Here is a 19,062-nt window from a genome sequence, read left to right as displayed (position 1 = left end):
TTACCTCCTAACAACCTGTTCTTCTCTTTTGAAACATCTGATGAAATGTTTGATTTCTTCATCGGTGACTAATTTATTTTCCCGGATCTTCATTCCGGGAGAATGCTTCTCCCATAAAAGGGCTTTCACATGCTTTTTCTTTTTCTTCTTCGGGCAATTTAAACGTCTGCTTTTTCCGTCCACCAGATATATATATTCGCCTTCTTCCCGCAATATGAAGAAATAACCGCCTTTATCATGTCCCGCCGCAGATTTTACAAATGCTCCGGTACTTAACTCCATGGGCATTTCCTCAGCGGACATGGGAAACCAGACTAAGAATCTCCGGTTCACCCTCCGTAATCAATACGGTATTTTCATAATGAGCGGAAAGGCTTCCATCCTCTGTTACCACGGTCCAGTCATCATCAAGCCATACGACCTCCGGTGTTCCCCCATTGATCATGTTCGATGGCCAGGGTCATTCCCGGCTTTAATTTGATTCCCCGTCTTTTCCGTGCAAAGTTCGGCACTTCCGGCTCCTCATGGAGATGAGAGCCGATTCCATGGCCTACCAGATCCCGGACAACTCCAAATCCAAATTTTTCTGCATGGATCTGGATTGCGGCAGATATATCATTGAGATGATTGCCAGATTTTGCAAATTTAATCCCTTCAAAGAAACATTGTCTTGTCACTTCTATGAGCTGCCCTGCCTGGGGAGTGATCTCCCCGATTCCGTAAGTCCTTGCCGCATCGGAATGATATCCTTTGTAAATAACCCCGGCATCCAGGCTTACGATATCGCCCTCCATTAAAACCCGTTTTTTTACTTGGAATCCCATGAACCACTTCATCATTTACAGAAACGCAAATGGAGGCAGGATAACCGTTATAATTCAGGAAAGAGGGTGTACAGCCGTAGCTCCTTATGATTTCTTCTCCCAGATGATCAATATCCCAGGTTGTCATCCCCGGCTTCAAGGCTTTTGAAAGTTCTTCATGAGTTTTACAAAGAATCCTTCCCGCCTCTCTCATAAGTTCTATCTCTCTTGCAGATTTAATCGTAACTGACATAAACTATGCTCCTAATAGGACAGCGATGTCCGAGAACACCTTGTTTAATTCCTGTGTTCCATCAATATTCACCAATACACCAGCTTCCTTATAATATTCGATCAGAGGCTTTGTCTGATCATGGTAGACCGACAAACGCTTTTTAACGGTTTCCGGTTTATCATCATCCCGCAGAACAAGTCCTGCTTTGCACACGTCGCATACATCGGGAACCCTGCTTGGATTATACACAATATGGTATGTAGCTCCGCAGGCAATGCAAGCACGACGGCCTGCCATTCTGTCTATAATTATCTCATCCGGTACATCCACATTAATCGCAAAGTCAACCTTCTGTCCCATCTCTGAAAGCGCCTTTTTAAGGCTTTCCGCCTGGGGAATGGTTCTTGGAAAACCATCCAGCACGTATCCGTTTTCACAGTCATCAGCCTGAATACGGTCCATCAGCATGCCAATGGTCAGTTCATCCGGCACAAGAGCGCCTGATCCATGTATTCCTTTGCCTTCCTGCCTAACTCTGTTCCCTCTTTAATATTGGAGCGAAAAATATCTCCGGTAGAAATATGGGGAATCTGATACTTTTCAGCAATCTTTTTTTGCCTGGGTACCTTTGCCGGCACCAGGAGCACCTAACATGATAATTCTCATAAACAGTCCCTCCCTTACATGAAATAAGTAACTTTCTTAAGGTTAATGATAAGAAGCACGCTTTGTGGGTTTCTTATCATTACCGCGGCAGCGGCCGCATGGACATGCAAGCATGCTCATTGGGCTCGTTACACGCGTAAATAACACAAATTCCAAGAAAAACACGCCGTGCGTGTTTCTCTTGGTTTGTCCTCTAATCGTTTAAAAATCCTTTATAATAGCGCACAAGCATCTGAGATTCAATCGCCTTCAACGTCTCTAAGACTACGCTGACGATGATGATTAAAGATGTACCTCCAAAGGATAAATGGCTTACATTGAATAAACCAGAAACCATGATCGGAACGATACAGATGACCGTCAAGCCACATGCGCCTATAAATACGATATAGTTCAAAATAGAATTGAGATAATCACTGGTTGGTTTTCCTGGACGGATGCCCGGGATAAAACCGCCGGACTTTTTCATGTTATTCGCAACTTCAAGCGGATTAAAGGTAATTGATGTATAAAAATAAGCGAATATAATGATAAGTGCTACGTATACAAGCAGACCAATGGTATACAACGGTCTTTCCGGTTTGAACCAGCTGGAAGAATTCAGCGCCGTTAAAATGTGGCCTCCAATGCCGTTGTAGTTGATCTTTGTCCCGAAGAACTGGGAAATCACTACTGGGAACGACATAATGGAGGAAGCGAAGATAACCGGGATAACACCGGCTGTATTCACCTTTAACGGAATGTTGGTAGCTTGACCGCCGACCATCTTCCGTCCCTGCATCTTTTTGGAATACTGCACAGGAATTCTTCTCTCACCATTCTGAAGGATAACAACAAATACAACTATGGCTACGATAACAGCTATGATAATAATGGCTGCAACTGCTGCTATGGCAACCGCTTTTCCAGAGATAAATCTGGTATATAAGGTTGACGCATCGGATGGAAAGCTGGAAATAATGTTAAAGGTCAGGACAATGGAAATACCATTTCCCACACCTTTTTCCGTAATACGCTCACCGATCCACATCAGAAGAGCACTACCTGCCGTCATGGTTGCAACAGCAATGATAATACTTAATACGTTAAATTCTTTTAACAGACCCTGGCCGCCGAATCCAATCGCCATAGCGACGGACTCGATTAAAGCCAGACCAACTGTTACGTAACGGGTGTATTCTGCAATCTTTTTTTCTCCCATCTTCCCCATCCCGCTGCATTTCCTCAAGCTTTGGAATCGCTATGGTCAAAAGCTGCATGATAATGGAAGATGTGATGTAAGGGGTAATGCTCAGTGCGAATACGGACATATTGGTAAAGGAGCTGCCTGTCATAGCGTTGAAGAATCCAAACGCATCGTTATTCTGCCGAGCAAAAAAATCTTTAAAGAAGCTTGTTTCAACTCCTGGAATCGGCAATTGAGAACCGATCCTAGTAACCACCAGCATCATGAACGTAAAGATGAGTTTCTTTCTTACGTCCTTGATCTTGAATGCATTACGGAGTGTTTTTAACATATTAGATCACCTCGCAGGTTCCACCTAAAGCCTCGATTTTGGTTTTTGCGCCTTCGCTGAAAGCATCTACCTTTACTGTAAGCTTTTTGGTTAATTCTCCATTTCCAAGGATCTTAACACCGTCACGCGGATTCTTAACAATACCGCTCTCTAATAAAGTTTCAACAGTAATAACCGCACCATTGTCAAAGCACTCTAAAGCGCTTACATTGATGCCGATAATTATTTTTGTATTTCTATTTGTAAAGCCTCTCTTAGGAATACGTCTGTATAAAGGCATCTGACCGCCTTCAAAACCTGGTCTGGTTGCACCGGAACGTGCTTTCTGTCCCTTATGACCTTTACCTGCTGTCTTGCCGTTACCTGAACCATGTCCGCGGCCTCTTCTGAAGTTGTCGCTGTGTTTGGAACCTAACGCAGGCTGTAAATTTGATAAATCCATCGCTTGCACCTCCTTACTGTATTCTCTTAAATCTCTTCAACTTTTACTAAATGACGCACGTTAGCGATCATACCTCTTACCGCGCCATTGTCCGGCATCTCAACTGTCTTGTGAAGCTTTCTTAAGCCTAATGCTTCAACGGTTGCTTTGTGCTTCGGAACTGCGCCGATCGGGGATTTCACCAATGTGATTTTTAATTTATCTGCCATCTTCTTATCCTCCTTAGCCTAAAATCTCTTCTACAGATTTGCCGCGAAGCTTTGCAACTTCCTCAGGAGTTTTTAACCTGGTCAATCCTTCAATTGTAGCCAAAACTACATTAGTCTTATTGTTGGAACCTAAAGACTTTGAATGGATATTCTTAATTCCTGCAAGCTCTAAAACAGCACGTGCAGGACCTCCCGCGATAACTCCTGTACCTTCGTTAGCTCTCTTAAGAAGTACGGATGCACTTCCGAATTTGCCGATCAGGTCATGAGGAATACTGTTGTTCTCATCCATGGGAATTGCAACCATGTTCTTAACTGCAGCCTCTTTTCCCTTACGGATTGCTTCTGGAACTTCACCGGCTTTGCCAAGACCTGCACCTACGTGGCCGTTGCCATCACCTACGACTACTAAAGCAGAGAATCTCATGGTACGTCCACCTTTAACGGTTTTAGATACGCGCTTGATAGCAACTACTCTGTCGTTTAATTCTAACTGACTTGCATCAAAAATTGTACGTTTCACGCTGTCATTCTCCTCTCTACTTAGAATTCCAGACCAGCTTCTCTGGCTGCGTCTGCTAATGCCTGAATCTTACCATGATATATAAAACCGCCTCTGTCAAAGACAACTTCCTTAATTCCTTTTTCAAGGGCTCTCTTTGCAACTACGGAACCTACATATGCTGCAGCATCAACGTCGTTAGTTTTCTCTAATTCTGCCTTTACTTCTTTTTCTACTGTAGAAGCAGCGACTAAAGTCTTACCAACTGTATCGTCAATAATTTGAGCATACACATGATTATTGCTTCTAAACACAGCTAAACGTGGTCTTTCTGCAGTGCCTGCAAAACGGTTACGTAATCTGTTGTGTTTTTTTAACGCGAACTTCGCTTCTTGACTGTTTGCTAACCATCTTTACACTCTCCTTAATTATTTCTTACCAGTCTTACCAACTTTACGTCTGATAACTTCGTCAGCATACTTGATACCCTTGCCCTTATAAGGTTCAGGTCTTCTCTTATCTCTGATTTCAGCAGCGTACTGGCCAACTTTTTCTTTATCGATACCTTTAATAATGATGACGTTCTGTCCTTCCATGGTAGATTCGATTCCTTCCGGATCTTCCATCTCTACCGGGTGGGAATAGCCCAGAGAAAGAACAAGCTTCTTGCCCTGCTTCTGTGCTCTGTAACCAACACCATTGATTTCCAGTTTCTTCTCATAACCGTTAGTAACACCAACGATCATGTTATTTACTAATGTTCTTGTCAGACCGTGTAAGGATTTCATTTTCTTTAAATCGTTCGGTCTTGAAACAACGATATGACCATCTTCTTCTTTGATTGTCATCTCAGATGGCAACACTCTTTCAAGAGTTCCCTTAGGACCTTTTACAGTCACTTTATTATTTTCTGCGATTGCAACAGTTACGCCTGCCGGAATCGCGATAGGCATTCTTCCTATACGTGACATGCCGTCTACCTCCTTAAATTTTCGGAAAAAGCTCTGCGCTTCTTCTGTTTTCAGATGTTTCGTTAATTACCAAACAAATGCCAATACTTCTCCGCCGATGCCGATGGTGCGTGCTTCCTTATCAGTAATAACGCCCTGGTTTGTGGAGATGATAGCAGTTCCTAAACCACCAAGTACTCTTGGTAACTCTTCCTTGTTTGCGTATACACGTAAACCTGGCTTAGAGATTCTCTTAATGCCTGTAATGATTTTCTCATTTTTATCTTTACCGTATTTTAAGGTGATCCGGATGGTCTGGAATGCACCGTCTTCTACGAGATCGTATTTCTTAATGTAGCCCTCTTTTACAAGGATATCAGCAATAGCTAATTTCATCTTAGATGAAGGTACATCTACTGTATCATGTTTTGCAGTATTTGCATTACGGATTCTTGTAAGCATATCTGCGATTGGATCGCTCATTGTCATTTTGAAATTGCCTCCTTCCTTATTTTACCAGCTTGCTTTTTTTAACGCCTGGGATCTGGCCCTTATATGCTAATTCACGGAAGCAGATTCTGCAGATTCCGTATTTTCTCAAATAAGCATGTGGACGACCACAGATTCTGCAACGATTGTATTCTCTTGTGGAGAATTTTGCAGGTCTCTGCTGTTTGATCTTCATTGAAGTCTTAGCCATGGATTATTCCTCCTACTATTTTGCAAATGGCATATTGAATAATGTCAAAAGTTCACGGGCTTCTTCGTCTGTCTTAGCGGTAGTAACAAAAATAATGTCCATACCTCTTACCTTGTCAACTTTATCGTACTCAATCTCAGGGAAAATAAGCTGTTCCTTGATGCCAAGAGCAAAGTTTCCTCTGCCATCAAACGCATTAGGATTTACACCTCTGAAGTCACGTACACGAGGAAGTGCAAGGTTGATCAGGCGATCAGCAAATTCATACATTCTCTGTCCGCGTAAGGTTACTTTACAGCCGATCGGCATACCTTCTCTGATCTTAAAGTTAGCAACTGACTTTTTAGCCTTTGTTAAGACTGCCTTCTGACCGGAGATGATTTCTAAGTCTCTGACTGCAGAGTCTAAAATCTTGGCATTTTCCTTTGCTTCACCAATACCCATATTGATGACAATCTTATTTAACTTCGGTACTTCCATGATGTTCTTATATCCAAATTTCTTGATCATAGCTTCTACGATCTCTGTCTGGTACATCTCTTTTAATCTAGCCAATTTTTATTCCTCCTCTCCGAATTAATCAATTACTTTACCGGTTGCTTTTGCAACGCGGACTTTTTTTACCGTCTTTTACCTCAAAACCAACTCTGGTTGCTTTTCCGTCAACAACAAGCATTACGTTAGAGATATCAAGTGCAGCTTCTTTCTGAACGATGCCGCCCTGTGGGTTTCCTGGGCCTGGTTTCACATGCTTTGTGATCATGTTAACACCTTCCACTACCACTTTGCTATTCTTCGTATCTACGTGAAGAATTTTGCCCTGTTTGTCTTTATCTTTTCCTGCGATAACCTTTACCAGGTCGTCTCTTTTAATTTTATGCACAGTCCGATACCTCCTTATAATACTTCCGGAGCTAAGGAAACAATTTTCATGAACTGTTTCTCTCTTAACTCTCTGGCAACCGGTCCAAAGATACGAGTTCCTTTTGGAGTCCTGTCATCTTTGATAATTACGGCAGCATTCTCATCGAACTTGATATAGGAACCGTCTTTGCGGCGTGCGCCCTTAACGGAACGTACGACAACGGCCTTAACAACGTCGCCTTTCTTCACAACACCGCCAGGTGTTGCATCTTTTACGCTGGCAACGATAACATCACCAATATTAGCATATCTTCTTGTAGATCCGCCCATAACACGGATACAAAGAAGCTCTTTTGCACCAGTATTGTCGGCAACCTTTAATCTGGTCTCCTGCTGAATCATGCCTGTTACTCCTTCCTGGAAATAAATTATTTCGCTCTCTCGATAATCTCAACAAGTCTCCATCTCTTGTCTTTGGACAGCGGTCTTGTTTCCATAACTTTTACTGTATCGCCCATGTTGCAGTCGTTGTTCTCGTCATGAGCTTTTAATTTATACGTTCTTTTTACGATCTTGCCGTATAAAGGATGTTCTACATGGTCTTCAATAGCCACAACGATGGTCTTATCCATCTTGCTGCTTACAACCTTACCAGTACGGGTTTTTCTAAGATTTCTTTCCACGTTCTGTATTCTCCTTTCGAGTTTTGGCCCTGGCGGCCGAATCTATAAGTTTACACACACTCGTGTGTGTCATGCTTTTAAAAAAAACTGCAACTTAAGCTAATTTAGCCTTCTCAGTTATAACAGTCTGAATTCTGGCAATGTTCTTGCGAACCTCTTTGATCCGGCTTGTGTTGTCAAGCTGGTTGGTCGCATTCTGGAATCTTAAGTTGAAAAGTTCTTTCTTTGCAGCTACTAATTCTTCATTCAGTTCTGCAGCTGATTTTCCTTTTAATTCTTCAACATACTTATTAATTTTCACTGTCATTCACCGCCTTCTAAATCTGCTTTAGCAGCAATCTTACACTTGCACGGTAACTTATGCATAGCAAGACGTAAAGCTTCACGTGCTGTTTCTTCAGGTACTCCAGCGATTTCGAATAATACACGGCCTGGTTTTACTACTGCTACCCAGTATTCCAGAGCGCCCTTACCGGAACCCATACGGGTTTCTGCTGGCTTTGCTGTTACAGGCTTATCCGGGAAAATCTTGATCCAGACTTTACCACCACGCTTAATATAACGGGTCATGGCAACACGGGCTGCCTCGATCTGGTTAGATTTGATCCAGCATGGTTCTGCAGCGACTAAACCGAATTCACCGTAGCTGATCACATTGCCTCTTAAAGCTTTACCAGCCATGGACCCACGGAACTGTTTACGACGCTTAACTCTCTTAGGCATTAACATTATTTATCGCTCCCTTCCTTGTTTCCTTTAGTTGGAAGTACTTCGCCATTGTAGATCCATACCTTTACGCCGATCTTTCCAAAGGTTGTATCTGCTTCAGCGAAACCATAGTCAATATCAGCTCTGAGTGTCTGTAACGGAATGGTTCCTTCGCTGTAGAACTCGGTACGAGCCATATCAGCGCCGCCAAGACGTCCTGCAACTGCAGTCTTGATGCCCTTTACGCCAGCCTTCATGGAACGGCCCATGGTGGACTTCATAGCCCGGCGGAAGGATACACGGTTCTCTAACTGCTGTGCAATGGATTCAGCTACTAACTGAGCGTCTTTATCAGGTCTTTTGATTTCCTTGATGTCAACAAATAACTTTTTATCTGTAAGCTTCTGAACTTCAGCTTTTAATTTTTCGATCTCAGATCCGCCCTTACCGATTACAACACCTGGTTTTGCGGTGTGAATTGTAAGTTTCACGCGGTCAGATGCTCTCTCAATTTCGATATCGGAAATGCCAGCGCTGTATAATCTCTTCTTAACGTACTTTCTGATTGCATAATCTTCGACCAGGTTATCTGCGAAATCAGCTTCAGCATACCATTTTGAGTTCCAGTCTTTAATAACACCGACTCTTAAGCCGTGTGGATTAACTTTCTGTCCCATTATTTGCCTCCTTATCTTTCATTAAGCACAACGGTGATGTGGCTCATTCTCTTTTCGATCCTGTAAGCGCGGCCCTGTGCTCTCGGTTTTACTCTTTTCATTGTCGGTCCCTTGTTTGCAAAGCATTCCTCTACATAAAGTTTTGCAGGGTCCATACCGTTGTTATTCTCAGCGTTAGCGATTGCTGATTTTAATAACTTCTCTATTAAAGTAGAAGCATATCTGGGATTGTAAGTTACAATACCAAGTGCTGTCATTACATCTTTGCCTCTGATGGCATCTAATACGAAGCATGCTTTCTGAACAGAAACCCTAGCATAGGATAACTTTGCTGATGGTCTGGTGTCCTTCACGGCATTTCTTTCTCTCTTAATCTGGCTTCTATGTCCCTTAGCCATTGGTGAATCCTCCTTTCAACTTAAACGCCCCTGGGAATCCGGAAGAATGCCCGGAGGAGTTTGTTTCTATCTACTTACGGCCTGATTTTTTTCTCGTCCTTACCATGTCCTCTGTAGGTTCTTGTGGCAACGAATTCACCCAGTTTATGTCCAACCATATCTTCTGTAACATATACCGGAACGTGCTTTCTGCCATCGTGAACAGCAATTGTATGTCCAACCATCTGCGGGAAGATTGTAGAACGGCGAGACCAGGTCTTTATTACCTGCTTCTGTCCTGCTGCGTTCATAACATCTACTTTTTTTCAGTAAATGAGCATCTGCAAATGGTCCTTTTTTTAAGTGAGCGAGCCATAGATTCTAACCTCCTTCAATTATTTAACGGTCTTTCCATCTCTTCTTCTAACGATCAGTCTGTTAGACTGCTTGTTTTTCTTTCTGGTCTTTAAGCCAAGTGCTGGTTTGCCCCATGGTGTACTTGGACCTGGGCGTCCGATACCAGTCTTGCCTTCACCACCACCGTGAGGATGGTCATTCGGGTTCATTACGGAACCACGTACAGTAGCCTGAAGCCCATGTGACGTTTTCTACCAGCTTTACCGATATTGATCAGGTTGTGATCGCCGTTGCCTACAACGCCGATGGTAGCTCTGCAGTTGATTGGAACCATTCTCATCTCGCCGGAAGGTAAACGAAGAGTTGCATATTTGCCTTCTTTTGCCATTAACTGAGCAGCATTTCCTGCGGAACGAACTAACTGTCCGCCTTTTCCAGGATAAAGCTCAATGTTATGAACCTGAGCACCAACCGGGATCTTGCTTAATGGTAAGCAGTTGCCGACTTTTGCTTCTGCTGTTTCACCGCTCATAACCTTCATGCCGTCTGTTAAACCAGCAGGAGCAAGGATATAAGCCTTTGTACCATCTTCATAGCAGATCAGTGCGATATTGGCAGTTCTGTTTGGATCGTACTCGATACCGATAACAGTTGCTGCAATTCCGTCTCTGCTGTTTCTCTTAAAATCAATGATTCTATATTTTCTCTTAACGCCGCCTCCGCGATGTCTTACCGTGATCTTACCCTGGTTATTACGGCCGGCTGTCTTATTGATCGTTTTGCTGATTAAGGACTTCTCAGGAGTTGACTTTGTGATTTCACTGAAATCAGAACCGGTCATGTGTCTTCTGGAAGGGGTATATGGGTTATACTTTTTAATTCCCATGATATTTCTCCTTTCTTCTTTACTGTCCATGCGTTTTGGACATAAGGGTTGCCGTTAAGGCGTTCTTTTTTTCCTGTCCATGCTTTTGGACATAAAGGTATGCCGTTGGCGTTTCTGCTTTATTCCCCGTGTTCTCAGGCTAAAGACCAGTACTTCAACGCCGCCTGGCGTATCTCAATTATCGTGATATAATGTTCATCACATAGAAAACCGAAAACCGTTCACGCCGGGTTTGAATAAATTCTCACCAAGCGTCCCGATCTTACAGTCCTTCGAAGATTTCGATGTCTTTGCTGTCAGCTGTCAGCTGAACGATGGCCTTCTTTGTCTTAGAGGTCTTTCCAAAGGTCATACCCCTTCTTTTTGTCTTACCATCTAAGTTCATGGTGTTCACGCTGGCAACCTTTGCACCTGGGAACATCTTTTCAACAGCTTCTTTGATCATAGCCTTATTAGCATCTGTGTGCACAATAAATGTGTACTTTTTGGACGCCATAGCGTTCATGCTCTTCTCAGTTACTACAGGCTTCTGGATTACGTCGTAATACTTAATATCTGCCATTATGCGTACACCTCCTCGATTGCTGCAACAGCAGTCTTGGTAGCAACAACTGTGTTGTACTTTAAGATATCGTATACGTTGATGGTGTTAGCAAAAGCGGTCTTAACAGCAGCGATGTTTCTTGCACTCATTACTGCGTTTGCACTGTCGTCGCCAACAACTACAAGAGCTTTGGATACCTTTAAGTTATTTAATACAGTCTGGAATTTCTTTGTCTTGATCTCATCAAACTTTAACTCGTCAACAACGATGAACTTGTTGTCATTTACTCTACTGGTCAGAGCGGACTTAAGAGCAAGTCTTCTTTCCTTCTTGTTAAGTCTGATTGTATAATCTCTTGGTGTAGGAGCAAAAACAACTCCACCGCCTGTCCACTGGGAGATCTTGTTGAACCCTGTCTTGCGTGACCGGTTCCTTTTTGCTTCCACGGTTTTCTTCCGCCGCCAGATACTTCTGCACGTGTCTTTGCTTTCTGTGTTCCCTGGCGCTTATTTGCAAGCTGGCTTACGACTGCCATGTGTACGAGATGCTCATTTACATCTACGCCAAACACTGCATCGTTTAACTCTAATGTGCCAACTTCTTTACCTTCCATATTGTAAACAGATACGTTTGCCATCTGTGTGATCCTCCTTTCTTAGTAAAAGCATTAGTTAGATGCTTTTACTGTTTCCTTGATTGTTACTAAAGACTTCTTAGGTCCTGGTACAGCACCCTTAACCAGAATCAGGTTGTTTTCTGCATCAACCTTAACGATTTCAAGGTTCTGGATTGTGACCTTCTTGTTACCCATCTGGCCAGGCATCTTTTTGCCCTTGAATACCTTGCTGGGATCAGAAGCGGAACCGTTGGAACCTGCATGACGGTGGAACTTGGAACCGTGAGCCATAGGTCCTCTGGACTGTCCGTGTCTCTTAATAGCACCCTGGAAACCTTTACCTTTGGAGATTGCGGTTGCATCGATCTTGTCGCCTGCTGCGAAGATTTCAGCCTTGATTTCATCTTTTACAGAATACTGGTCAGCATTCTCAAGCTTAAACTCTCTTACATATCTCTTGTAAGATACACCGGCCTTATCAAAATGGCCCTTTACTGGCTTGCTGACAAGTTTTTCTCTCTTATCAACGTAACCAACCTGTACTGCACTGTAACCATCGTTCTCTACGGTCTTTACCTGTGTTACTACACAAGGACCAGCCTGAAGAACTGTTACCGGAGTTAATACTCCATTTTCATTGAAGATCTGTGTCATTCCGACTTTGGTAGCTAAAATACCCTTCTTCATGTTTTTACCTCCTGTTTGTTAATTCTACAGCGGATTGCTTTCGCAATCATCCTAGAACAGCCCAATATACGTGGAACACTATGACTCCGTCTGGCGGTATCATGATTGCACTGCGATCATGACCACCATTCGCCGCTTGCCGAAAGTGTAAACACTTTCTTCTCGCTTTTGCTCATGGAGATGTTGATTCCTTACAGGAAAAAGTGTTGCTTCTATATTAAAACCCTTCAGGACATGCATGGAATAGTTTCCATAATGGTTCTGATGAAGATTATTTATTCTTCATCTTGATATCGATGTACACACCTGCCGGCATTTCCAGTCTGGATAATGCATCAACAGTCTTCTGGCTTGGTGTAATGATATCAATGAGTCTCTTATGCGTTCTCTGCTCGAACTGCTCTCTGGAATCTTTGTACTTATGAACCGCCCTTAAGATGGTTACCACTTCCTTCTTGGTTGGTAACGGCACCGGTCCGCTCACTTTTGATCCTGTCTTTTTTTACAGTGTCGATGATTTTGCCCGCAGACTGATCAACCAACTGATGATCATACGCTTTTAATGTGATTCTCATTACTTGACTTGCCATAAAAAAAGTCGCCTCCTTTTCGCACTTAGTAGAAGTACGACAAGCGGTGACTGTACACGTTCCCGTGTGTGTCCTATAGGATCACACACTGACTTCCTGTTTAAATAAACAGAATTTTAAATTGTACAGTGACTTGTCGCCAGTTTCCTAACTTGACATTCGCTCCACGGAAAACCTGCTTTTATAAGCAGCAACCTCACGCTTCACAGCTATCATGCCACAGCCTTTGTATAATAACATAATTTTTTTTACATTGCAAGCATTTTTTTTCAAAAAAATTGGCGCAAAATCTGATTTTCCAGGTTTTGCGCCATGAATCGCCCTTTTCCTAATTCCATGTCGGTTCTGTGGGGGTTCTGCCTTCTCCGCTTGGGCTTGCATCGTCTACCTTTAATAAATTCCCGTTGCTTCCGGTCTTATATTTCACTCCATCGGCGTTCTTTACGGTGGTGTTTTTGGCTACCTTTCCGGAAGTATTCACCACATAAGTAGTGGTTGTGCTTCCTGTCGGAATGGCAATGGCTTCATATTTGGTTCCTTCATCCGCACATTGAAGCTTTCCCATATAATACAGGGAACCATCCTTGACTCCGGTATAACCGCGACCGCTGTCACTGAAATAATAGGTGGCATCGCTTCCGTCTCCCTCGATCACCTTTACCCTGCCCTTTTGCATGGTGCTGGTTTTCTTATCTCCGAAATAAAATGCCGTATATTCTGAAGAATTTCCAATCATCACCTTCTGCAGTCCATACACAGGGTTGCCCAGGTCATTAAACAGATAGGTTTTATCGTTGATTTTAGTTATATTCTGAGTGGTGGCCTTTCCTTCCTTTGGACCGGTCTTTGGAACACCTGTACTTGAAAAATAAAACCATTCCACGCTCTCTTCATAGCCGGAAATATCATGAGGCGGTTCCACGGAATACCAGCCACTCTCAGCTTTCCATTGCTGTCATAATATTTATAATTCTGGATCTCATACTCGGCATTTTCAATTCCAACGTTCTTCCAGCCGGTCTGAAGCGCTCCCTCTGAGTCAAAGCAATAAGCTACTCCGTCAATCTTATAGGTGGCATAATCCCCGGACATATCCCTTGGTGTATATTTTTTTCCGCTGTCGTTAAAATAATACCAGTATTTTCCATCGTCGTTATCCCCAGGAGTGACACGGTCATTGTCGTAATCACTGTCCGGTGCGAAAAGCTTTTGCCAGCCGGTGCGCATGGCTCCATCGGTTCCGCAATAATACAGGTTATCAAGGACCCAGCCGGTCTGCATCTCGCCATTGGGATCAAAGTAATACCATTTGTTATTGATCTTGGACCAATTGTCCATAATGGCTTTTCCGCTGCTGCCGAAATAATACCATTTGTACTGAGAGCTGCCTGAATCCTGGAACTTCATCCACTTATCCGTAACCAGGATTCCGTTGGAGTCCATATAATAAGTATTTTCCACCCAGGTATTTACGGCCATCTCACCATTGCTGTTTAAATAACGCCAAAGGTTGTCCGCTCCCTTTTTCCAGGTATTTGTAACTCTGTTCCCACTATCATCTTTATAAATCCATGCATTCCCCGAACCAGACTGTTCCCAACCAGCCCAAGCGTCCATGGATGAAGTACCAATTGCCAGCATAGCCGCAGCAGCTAACACAATGAGACCTTTTCTTTTCATATTCTCACTCCTTACAGGGATTTCCTTTTTTGCTATTATTTATTTTAACAATTAATCTTAGATTATTCAACTGTTTTAATCTTTCAATTCTATTACGAAATTATTTCCCCCTGCCTTTTTTGCGTTTTTACCTTAAAAAACAGCAGTCAAAAATATTAAAATACTTCCCGGACCTGTAAAAGAAAGAGATATTTTATAAAGATGAAATACAAACTAATAGGACTGAGTCCTGTACAATACAGAATCCAGTCCTATAAAGCTGTTAATTAAATGATCCGGCAATTTCTAAAACTGAAAGGATTAAGAGGAAATTACAATACGAAAAAAAGTCCTCATAGAATCCTTAAATAAGAATTCTTTTTAAGCTAATTGCAGCGATTATTACAGCCCCAGTTACCACAGCATCGATTACACCGGTTGCAGCAGCCACGATTACAGCAATTATTAAAGCCGTTGCTCCAGCCCCAGTTACAGCCATTGTTCCAGCCCCAGTTACAGCCGTTGTTCCAGCCCCAGTTGCAGTCGTTGTTCCAGCCCCGGTTACATCGGTTACAGCAGTTATTGTTGATTCCCCAGTTCCAGCCGCAGCCGCAGTTACCGGCAGTAAATCCTATATTAAAACAACACATAAATTTTACACCTCACTATTTGGAATTATACTATATTATATAGGACAAAAGACAAGGTGTGATTACAGCCCTTTTTCCATCAATTTTCCCGTACTTGACGCTCCCGGCTCCATCCAGTATAATCAAGGAAGTTCAAATTGCCTTTGGCTCATTGAACGGATAATTTGAGAAAACTACTATTAACTATTTATGGAAAGGGCGGCACCAATTATGTGGATTGCAGACGGCTGGAAAGATTATGAAGTGATAGACTGTTCAGAAGGAGAAAAGCTTGAACGCTGGGGAAAGTATCTCCTTGTTCGTCCTGACCCACAGGTTATCTGGTCCACTCCCAAGAAAGAAAAAGGCTGGAAGAAAATGAACGGCCACTATCACCGCAGCGCTAAGGGCGGCGGCGAGTGGGAATTTTTTTGATCTTCCGGAACAATGGACAATCAGTTATAAGGATTTAACCTTTCAATTAAAGCCTTTCAGCTTTAAGCATACAGGACTCTTTCCGGAACAGGCAGCAAACTGGGACTGGTTCAGTGAAAAAAATAAAACAGGCCGGACGGCCTGTAAAAGTGCTTAACTTGTTCGCCTACACCGGAGGTGCTACCCTGGCAGCGGCAAAAGCCGGAGCTTCTGTCACTCATGTTGATGCATCCAAGGGAATGGTCGGCTGGGCCAAGGAAAATGCCCGCTCCTCCAACTTAGAATCCGCTTCCATCCGCTGGATCGTGGATGACTGCGTAAAATTTGTTGAAAGAGAGATCAGAAGGGGAAACCATTACGATGCGATCATTATGGATCCTCCTTCCTATGGAAGAGGGCCAAAGGGCGAAATCTGGAAAATAGAAGATGCCATTCATCCTCTCGTTCAACTGTGCGCCCAGCTTTTATCCGAAAAGCCGCTGTTTTTCCTCATCAATTCCTATACCACAGGATTGGCTCCTTCTGTATTAACCTACATGTTATCCATTGAGGTGAAACAAAAATACGGCGGTGTTGTAGAGTCCGGGGAAATAGGGCTTCCTGTTACAAGCACCGGTCTTCTCCTGCCCTGCGGCGCATCCGGCAGATGGTGGCTGGACGCTTAATATCCTTTTACCGTCCACCGTTTAACAGACACCACAGGCTCGGAAGGAAACGCCTTAATAACCGCCCTATCTGATAACTGAAGAAAACACAAAAAAAGCGGCATGAGCAGAAACAGTCCAAAGGGCACTGCAGAAACAGTCGGGAGCAGCAATGCTCCCGTTTTGTTCATCAGCCTTACCATTGCAAAGTGAGTTGCATAAAGGAAAAAAATTCTGCTTCATCCATTCCTTTGCCTCTATCAGATGCTTCTCCGGTACCATGAGCCATAATCCCACTGGAACAAGAAGCCGGAAACATACGTCAGAAGCCGCCATCTCCCCTTTGATATCTCCTGGAAAATCAACCAAATAAAGAAAAAAAGGCTGCTATAAGAACCGCGGCACCTGCCTCAAGGTATTTTAAATTCCAGGGTCCTTCTACGATCTTTTTCCCATGAATGGCTGCAAAGGCCCCGAAAGAATAATAAAACAGGGCATCCAGATTTAAAAAGGGAAGCACAGCTCCCATATAGATTGCTGCCAAAATTCCCCCAAGAAACAAACAGCCTGTTTCCTTCCGCTTTACAATGATATAAATAAGGGGAGCCAGAAGGATCAGCTGGATCAGTTGGTTTAAATACCAGAATACATAATTATACTTATAATGAAGGACCGATTCCGCTGCCATGGTAAACGTAAAAGGCACTTTTCCCTTTCCTATGATATCAGAAAGCACCGGAATCCGGCTGCCGATGACATATCCGAGATAATAAAGGAAATTCCATAGAATATAGGGAACCAATACGCTCCGTATCCTGGAATTCCACTTTACCATGAGGCGGTCCAGAGTAAAGCCGCGAAAGAAAAGATAGGAGGAAATCAGGAAGAAGCCCGGTACGGCAATCTGCGCCACCGCGCCTCCTAAAAACCGTTCCATCCAGTCGGTCTTATAGGCCAGCCTTGTGCTGCCTAAGAACAATACAGCATTGTAGGAGTGGACCCATATGACCAGAAAACTAAATAGAAATGTAAACCATGTGATTTTATTTCGAAAATATTTTTCTTCCATGAAAGCCCTCCTCTCTGCATTTTAATATTTTATCACAGGACAAGAAGCTTTATCAAACTATTTTCATCAAAACAATTCTGATTAGCCAAATGAAGGATTTCAGAGAATCTTTAACCAAAATATGTTAAATCTTCAAAATTTTCACATGTTTTTTTTAACCTACCGCGTAGGGTATATGGTATAATAGGAACGATTTCAAAGATTGTTTTATATATAAGGAGATAGAAACCATGAAAAAAATAACTCGCGCTGCCTGTCTGATCCTAGCCCTCCTTCTTGCAGGCCTGCCCTTTTTTTAACAGCCCTGATCCAGGAAAAGGACCCAATAAGACCTTAACCAGCGCACTTCAAACATATTCTTCCGACAGCGGACAAGCCTTGCAGACTATGGCCCTTGGCCCGGGCCTTGTAAACTTATCCCCCTCGGATGAATTTTCCACTTACCAGTGGGGACTTAAAAATGACGGGGAATTCCGCCTTATAGAGTTAAAGTCCAGATTCAAATCAATTGATAATATTTACGATGGAAGGAAATCAAAAGACGGTACAATAAAGCCCGGCCCCGGGGATTATGAATCTACGGTAATCGGCGCTGTCACGGGAATTGATATTAACATACAGCCTGCGTGGAAGCTTTATGACCAGGCTGAAAACAAGCGTTCCGTCATTGTTGCCATCATCGATACCGGCATTGATATCAATCACCAGGAGCTTAAGGATGCCATATGGACCAATCCCGGCGAGATCGACGGGGATGGAATTGATAACGACGACGACGGATATGTGGATGATATTCACGGCTGGAATTTCTATTCCGGAAACAACCAGGTCTTTACCGGCAGTGAGGACACCCATGGAACCCATGCGGCAGGAACCATCAGCGCTGCACGGGGAGCCTACGGCATTGCCGGAATCACGGATAATAACTACGTTAAGATCATGCCCTTAAAGGCCCTTGGAGCGAAGACGGACTGGGATCCCCGGAAGCGGTGATCCAGGCCATCCATTATGCCGAAGCACATGGCGCTTTAATCTGCAACCTGAGCATGGGTACCACTGCTTACAGCGAAGAACTGGCCCTGACCATACAAAATTCCAAGATGCTGTTTGTGGTCCTGCGGAAACGGCGGAATCTCGGGGCTTGGATATGATACAGATATCTACCTGTTTATCCGGCTTCCCTCCCTTATGACAACATCATTTCCGTGGCAAACCTTCTGTTTGACGGAAGCTTGGGCAAGGATTCCAACTATGGCGCAAGCAGTGTTGATATAGCCGCCCCTGGCAGCTACATTTTAAGCACGGTTCCAGGAAATTCCTATGGCTTTATGAGCGGCACTTCCATGGCAGCTCCCATGGTAACCGGCGTGGCCGCCATGCTCTATTCCTACCGGCAGGATATATCCCTGTCTGATGTAAAAAATATTCTTTTAAGCTCCAGCAGGAAGCTGGATACCCTTACAGGAAAAATGGTAAGCGGAGGCCTTTTAGATGCCCATGCCGCCCTGACCTGGAACTCTTCACAATAGCAATGAGCAGTGCGGACTTACGCTGCAATGTAACAGTTAAAAAAAGTCTGTAACCCCGGTTTTACCAACGGTTACAGACTTTTT

24 protein-coding genes and 10 pseudogenes are annotated in these 19,062 nt (G+C 43.4%); 4 read left to right on the top strand and 30 right to left on the bottom strand.

Annotation, left to right across the window (positions count from 1 at the left end):
• From JCM10519_RS17800 to JCM10519_RS31420, 28 genes and pseudogenes are all read right to left on the bottom strand, one after another.
• Positions 1-282 (bottom strand): hypothetical protein, encoded by a 282-nt coding sequence (locus JCM10519_RS17800; protein WP_054740953.1) that lies wholly within the window; start codon positions 280-282, stop codon positions 1-3.
• A gap of 10 nt (positions 283-292) precedes the next feature.
• Positions 293-1,056, bottom strand: a pseudogene (map, locus tag JCM10519_RS17795) (type I methionyl aminopeptidase).
• Between the two features lie 3 nt (positions 1,057-1,059).
• Positions 1,060-1,704 (bottom strand): annotated as a pseudogene (locus tag JCM10519_RS17790) (adenylate kinase).
• A 193-nt stretch (positions 1,705-1,897) separates the two neighbouring features.
• Positions 1,898-3,221 (bottom strand): annotated as a pseudogene (secY, locus tag JCM10519_RS17785) (preprotein translocase subunit SecY).
• 1 nt (position 3,222) lies between these two features.
• Positions 3,223-3,663 (bottom strand): 50S ribosomal protein L15, encoded by a 441-nt coding sequence (gene rplO, locus JCM10519_RS17780; RefSeq protein WP_054740811.1) that lies wholly within the window; start codon positions 3,661-3,663, stop codon positions 3,223-3,225.
• Positions 3,664-3,689: 26 nt separating this feature from the next.
• Positions 3,690-3,872 (bottom strand): 50S ribosomal protein L30, encoded by a 183-nt coding sequence (gene rpmD, locus JCM10519_RS17775; RefSeq protein ID WP_054740808.1) that lies wholly within the window; start codon positions 3,870-3,872, stop codon positions 3,690-3,692.
• Positions 3,873-3,885: 13 nt separating this feature from the next.
• The gene (rpsE, locus tag JCM10519_RS17770; protein ID WP_054740807.1) at positions 3,886-4,395 is read right to left on the bottom strand and encodes a 30S ribosomal protein S5; all 510 of its coding nucleotides are present in this window, start codon (positions 4,393-4,395) and stop codon (positions 3,886-3,888) included.
• 20 nt (positions 4,396-4,415) lie between these two features.
• A pseudogene (gene rplR / locus JCM10519_RS17765) lies at positions 4,416-4,785 on the bottom strand (50S ribosomal protein L18).
• Positions 4,786-4,802: 17 nt separating this feature from the next.
• Positions 4,803-5,345, bottom strand: coding sequence for a 50S ribosomal protein L6 (gene rplF, locus JCM10519_RS17760; protein WP_054740803.1), 543 nt, complete (start codon positions 5,343-5,345; stop codon positions 4,803-4,805).
• 66 nt (positions 5,346-5,411) lie between these two features.
• Positions 5,412-5,813 carry a 30S ribosomal protein S8 gene (gene rpsH / locus JCM10519_RS17755; RefSeq protein ID WP_054740801.1) on the bottom strand — a complete coding sequence of 134 codons (402 nt, stop codon included), beginning with the start codon at positions 5,811-5,813 and terminating at the stop codon, positions 5,412-5,414.
• A gap of 19 nt (positions 5,814-5,832) precedes the next feature.
• Complete coding sequence (locus JCM10519_RS17750; RefSeq protein ID WP_054740799.1) at positions 5,833-6,024, bottom strand: type Z 30S ribosomal protein S14; 192 nt, start codon at positions 6,022-6,024, stop codon at positions 5,833-5,835.
• Between the two features lie 15 nt (positions 6,025-6,039).
• Positions 6,040-6,579, bottom strand: coding sequence for a 50S ribosomal protein L5 (gene rplE / locus JCM10519_RS17745; protein ID WP_054740798.1), 540 nt, complete (start codon positions 6,577-6,579; stop codon positions 6,040-6,042).
• A gap of 21 nt (positions 6,580-6,600) precedes the next feature.
• Positions 6,601-6,907 (bottom strand): annotated as a pseudogene (rplX, locus tag JCM10519_RS17740) (50S ribosomal protein L24).
• A gap of 14 nt (positions 6,908-6,921) precedes the next feature.
• The gene (gene rplN, locus JCM10519_RS17735) at positions 6,922-7,290 is read right to left on the bottom strand and encodes a 50S ribosomal protein L14 (protein ID WP_038281352.1); all 369 of its coding nucleotides are present in this window, start codon (positions 7,288-7,290) and stop codon (positions 6,922-6,924) included.
• A gap of 26 nt (positions 7,291-7,316) precedes the next feature.
• A complete protein-coding gene (gene rpsQ, locus JCM10519_RS17730) occupies positions 7,317-7,571 on the bottom strand; it encodes a 30S ribosomal protein S17 (RefSeq protein WP_054740796.1) in 255 nt (84 codons plus the stop codon).
• A gap of 94 nt (positions 7,572-7,665) precedes the next feature.
• The gene (gene rpmC / locus JCM10519_RS17725; RefSeq protein WP_041709469.1) at positions 7,666-7,872 is read right to left on the bottom strand and encodes a 50S ribosomal protein L29; all 207 of its coding nucleotides are present in this window, start codon (positions 7,870-7,872) and stop codon (positions 7,666-7,668) included.
• A gap of 2 nt (positions 7,873-7,874) precedes the next feature.
• Positions 7,875-8,300 (bottom strand): 50S ribosomal protein L16, encoded by a 426-nt coding sequence (rplP, locus tag JCM10519_RS17720; protein ID WP_054740795.1) that lies wholly within the window; start codon positions 8,298-8,300, stop codon positions 7,875-7,877.
• A complete protein-coding gene (gene rpsC, locus JCM10519_RS17715; protein WP_054740794.1) occupies positions 8,300-8,956 on the bottom strand; it encodes a 30S ribosomal protein S3 in 657 nt (218 codons plus the stop codon). Before rpsC ends, rplP begins: the two co-directional genes overlap by 1 nt.
• A gap of 11 nt (positions 8,957-8,967) precedes the next feature.
• Positions 8,968-9,354 carry a 50S ribosomal protein L22 gene (gene rplV, locus JCM10519_RS17710; protein WP_054740793.1) on the bottom strand — a complete coding sequence of 129 codons (387 nt, stop codon included), beginning with the start codon at positions 9,352-9,354 and terminating at the stop codon, positions 8,968-8,970.
• 74 nt (positions 9,355-9,428) lie between these two features.
• A pseudogene (rpsS, locus tag JCM10519_RS17705) lies at positions 9,429-9,663 on the bottom strand (30S ribosomal protein S19).
• A 65-nt stretch (positions 9,664-9,728) separates the two neighbouring features.
• Positions 9,729-10,576: pseudogene (gene rplB, locus JCM10519_RS17700) on the bottom strand (50S ribosomal protein L2).
• Positions 10,577-10,838: 262 nt separating this feature from the next.
• The gene (gene rplW, locus JCM10519_RS17695) at positions 10,839-11,138 is read right to left on the bottom strand and encodes a 50S ribosomal protein L23 (RefSeq protein ID WP_054740792.1); all 300 of its coding nucleotides are present in this window, start codon (positions 11,136-11,138) and stop codon (positions 10,839-10,841) included.
• A pseudogene (gene rplD, locus JCM10519_RS17690) lies at positions 11,138-11,655 on the bottom strand (50S ribosomal protein L4). Before rplD ends, rplW begins: the two are co-directional and overlap by 1 nt.
• Positions 11,656-11,787: 132 nt before the next feature.
• Positions 11,788-12,423: a 50S ribosomal protein L3 gene (gene rplC / locus JCM10519_RS17685; protein WP_054740791.1), complete on the bottom strand. Its 636-nt coding sequence runs from the start codon at positions 12,421-12,423 to the stop codon at positions 11,788-11,790.
• A gap of 271 nt (positions 12,424-12,694) precedes the next feature.
• Positions 12,695-13,013: pseudogene (rpsJ, locus tag JCM10519_RS17680) on the bottom strand (30S ribosomal protein S10).
• A gap of 328 nt (positions 13,014-13,341) precedes the next feature.
• Entirely contained in the window at positions 13,342-13,896 is a 555-nt protein-coding gene (locus tag JCM10519_RS31430) for a hypothetical protein (RefSeq protein WP_347844641.1), read from the bottom strand.
• Positions 13,818-14,693 (bottom strand): hypothetical protein, encoded by an 876-nt coding sequence (locus JCM10519_RS31425; protein WP_347844640.1) that lies wholly within the window; start codon positions 14,691-14,693, stop codon positions 13,818-13,820. The genes JCM10519_RS31430 and JCM10519_RS31425 overlap by 79 nt, the downstream gene beginning before the upstream one ends.
• A gap of 365 nt (positions 14,694-15,058) precedes the next feature.
• Positions 15,059-15,322, bottom strand: a complete 264-nt coding sequence (locus tag JCM10519_RS31420; RefSeq protein WP_347844639.1) for a hypothetical protein — start codon at positions 15,320-15,322, stop codon at positions 15,059-15,061.
• Positions 15,323-15,532: 210 nt separating this feature from the next.
• Here JCM10519_RS31420 and JCM10519_RS17670 point away from each other — a divergent pair.
• Positions 15,533-16,401: pseudogene (locus JCM10519_RS17670) on the top strand (class I SAM-dependent methyltransferase).
• A 66-nt stretch (positions 16,402-16,467) separates the two neighbouring features.
• Here the strand turns inward: JCM10519_RS17670 and JCM10519_RS31415 are convergent.
• Together JCM10519_RS31415 and JCM10519_RS17665 are read right to left on the bottom strand one after the other, a co-directional pair.
• Positions 16,468-16,749 carry a hypothetical protein gene (locus JCM10519_RS31415; protein ID WP_347844638.1) on the bottom strand — a complete coding sequence of 94 codons (282 nt, stop codon included), beginning with the start codon at positions 16,747-16,749 and terminating at the stop codon, positions 16,468-16,470.
• Entirely contained in the window at positions 16,742-17,449 is a 708-nt protein-coding gene (locus tag JCM10519_RS17665; protein WP_347844637.1) for an acyltransferase family protein, read from the bottom strand. The genes JCM10519_RS31415 and JCM10519_RS17665 overlap by 8 nt, the downstream gene beginning before the upstream one ends.
• 387 nt (positions 17,450-17,836) lie before the next feature.
• Between JCM10519_RS17665 and JCM10519_RS31410 the strand changes: the two genes are divergently transcribed.
• The 3 genes from JCM10519_RS31410 to JCM10519_RS31400 are packed head-to-tail and all read left to right on the top strand — an operon-like array spanning position 17,837 to position 18,978.
• Positions 17,837-18,442, top strand: a complete 606-nt coding sequence (locus tag JCM10519_RS31410) for a S8 family serine peptidase (RefSeq protein WP_347844676.1) — start codon at positions 17,837-17,839, stop codon at positions 18,440-18,442.
• Complete coding sequence (locus JCM10519_RS31405; protein ID WP_347844636.1) at positions 18,439-18,600, top strand: hypothetical protein; 162 nt, start codon at positions 18,439-18,441, stop codon at positions 18,598-18,600. The genes JCM10519_RS31410 and JCM10519_RS31405 overlap by 4 nt, the downstream gene beginning before the upstream one ends.
• Before the next feature lie 54 nt (positions 18,601-18,654).
• On the top strand, positions 18,655-18,978 hold the full coding sequence (locus tag JCM10519_RS31400) for a S8 family serine peptidase (RefSeq protein WP_347844635.1): 324 nt from the start codon (positions 18,655-18,657) through the stop codon (positions 18,976-18,978).
• Positions 18,979-19,062: the final 84 nt, after the last annotated feature.

This window comes from Clostridium sp. NkU-1 (assembly GCA_001312405.1).
Note: the sequence above shows the minus strand (reverse complement) of the source record. Positions and strands in the feature narration are given on the sequence as shown.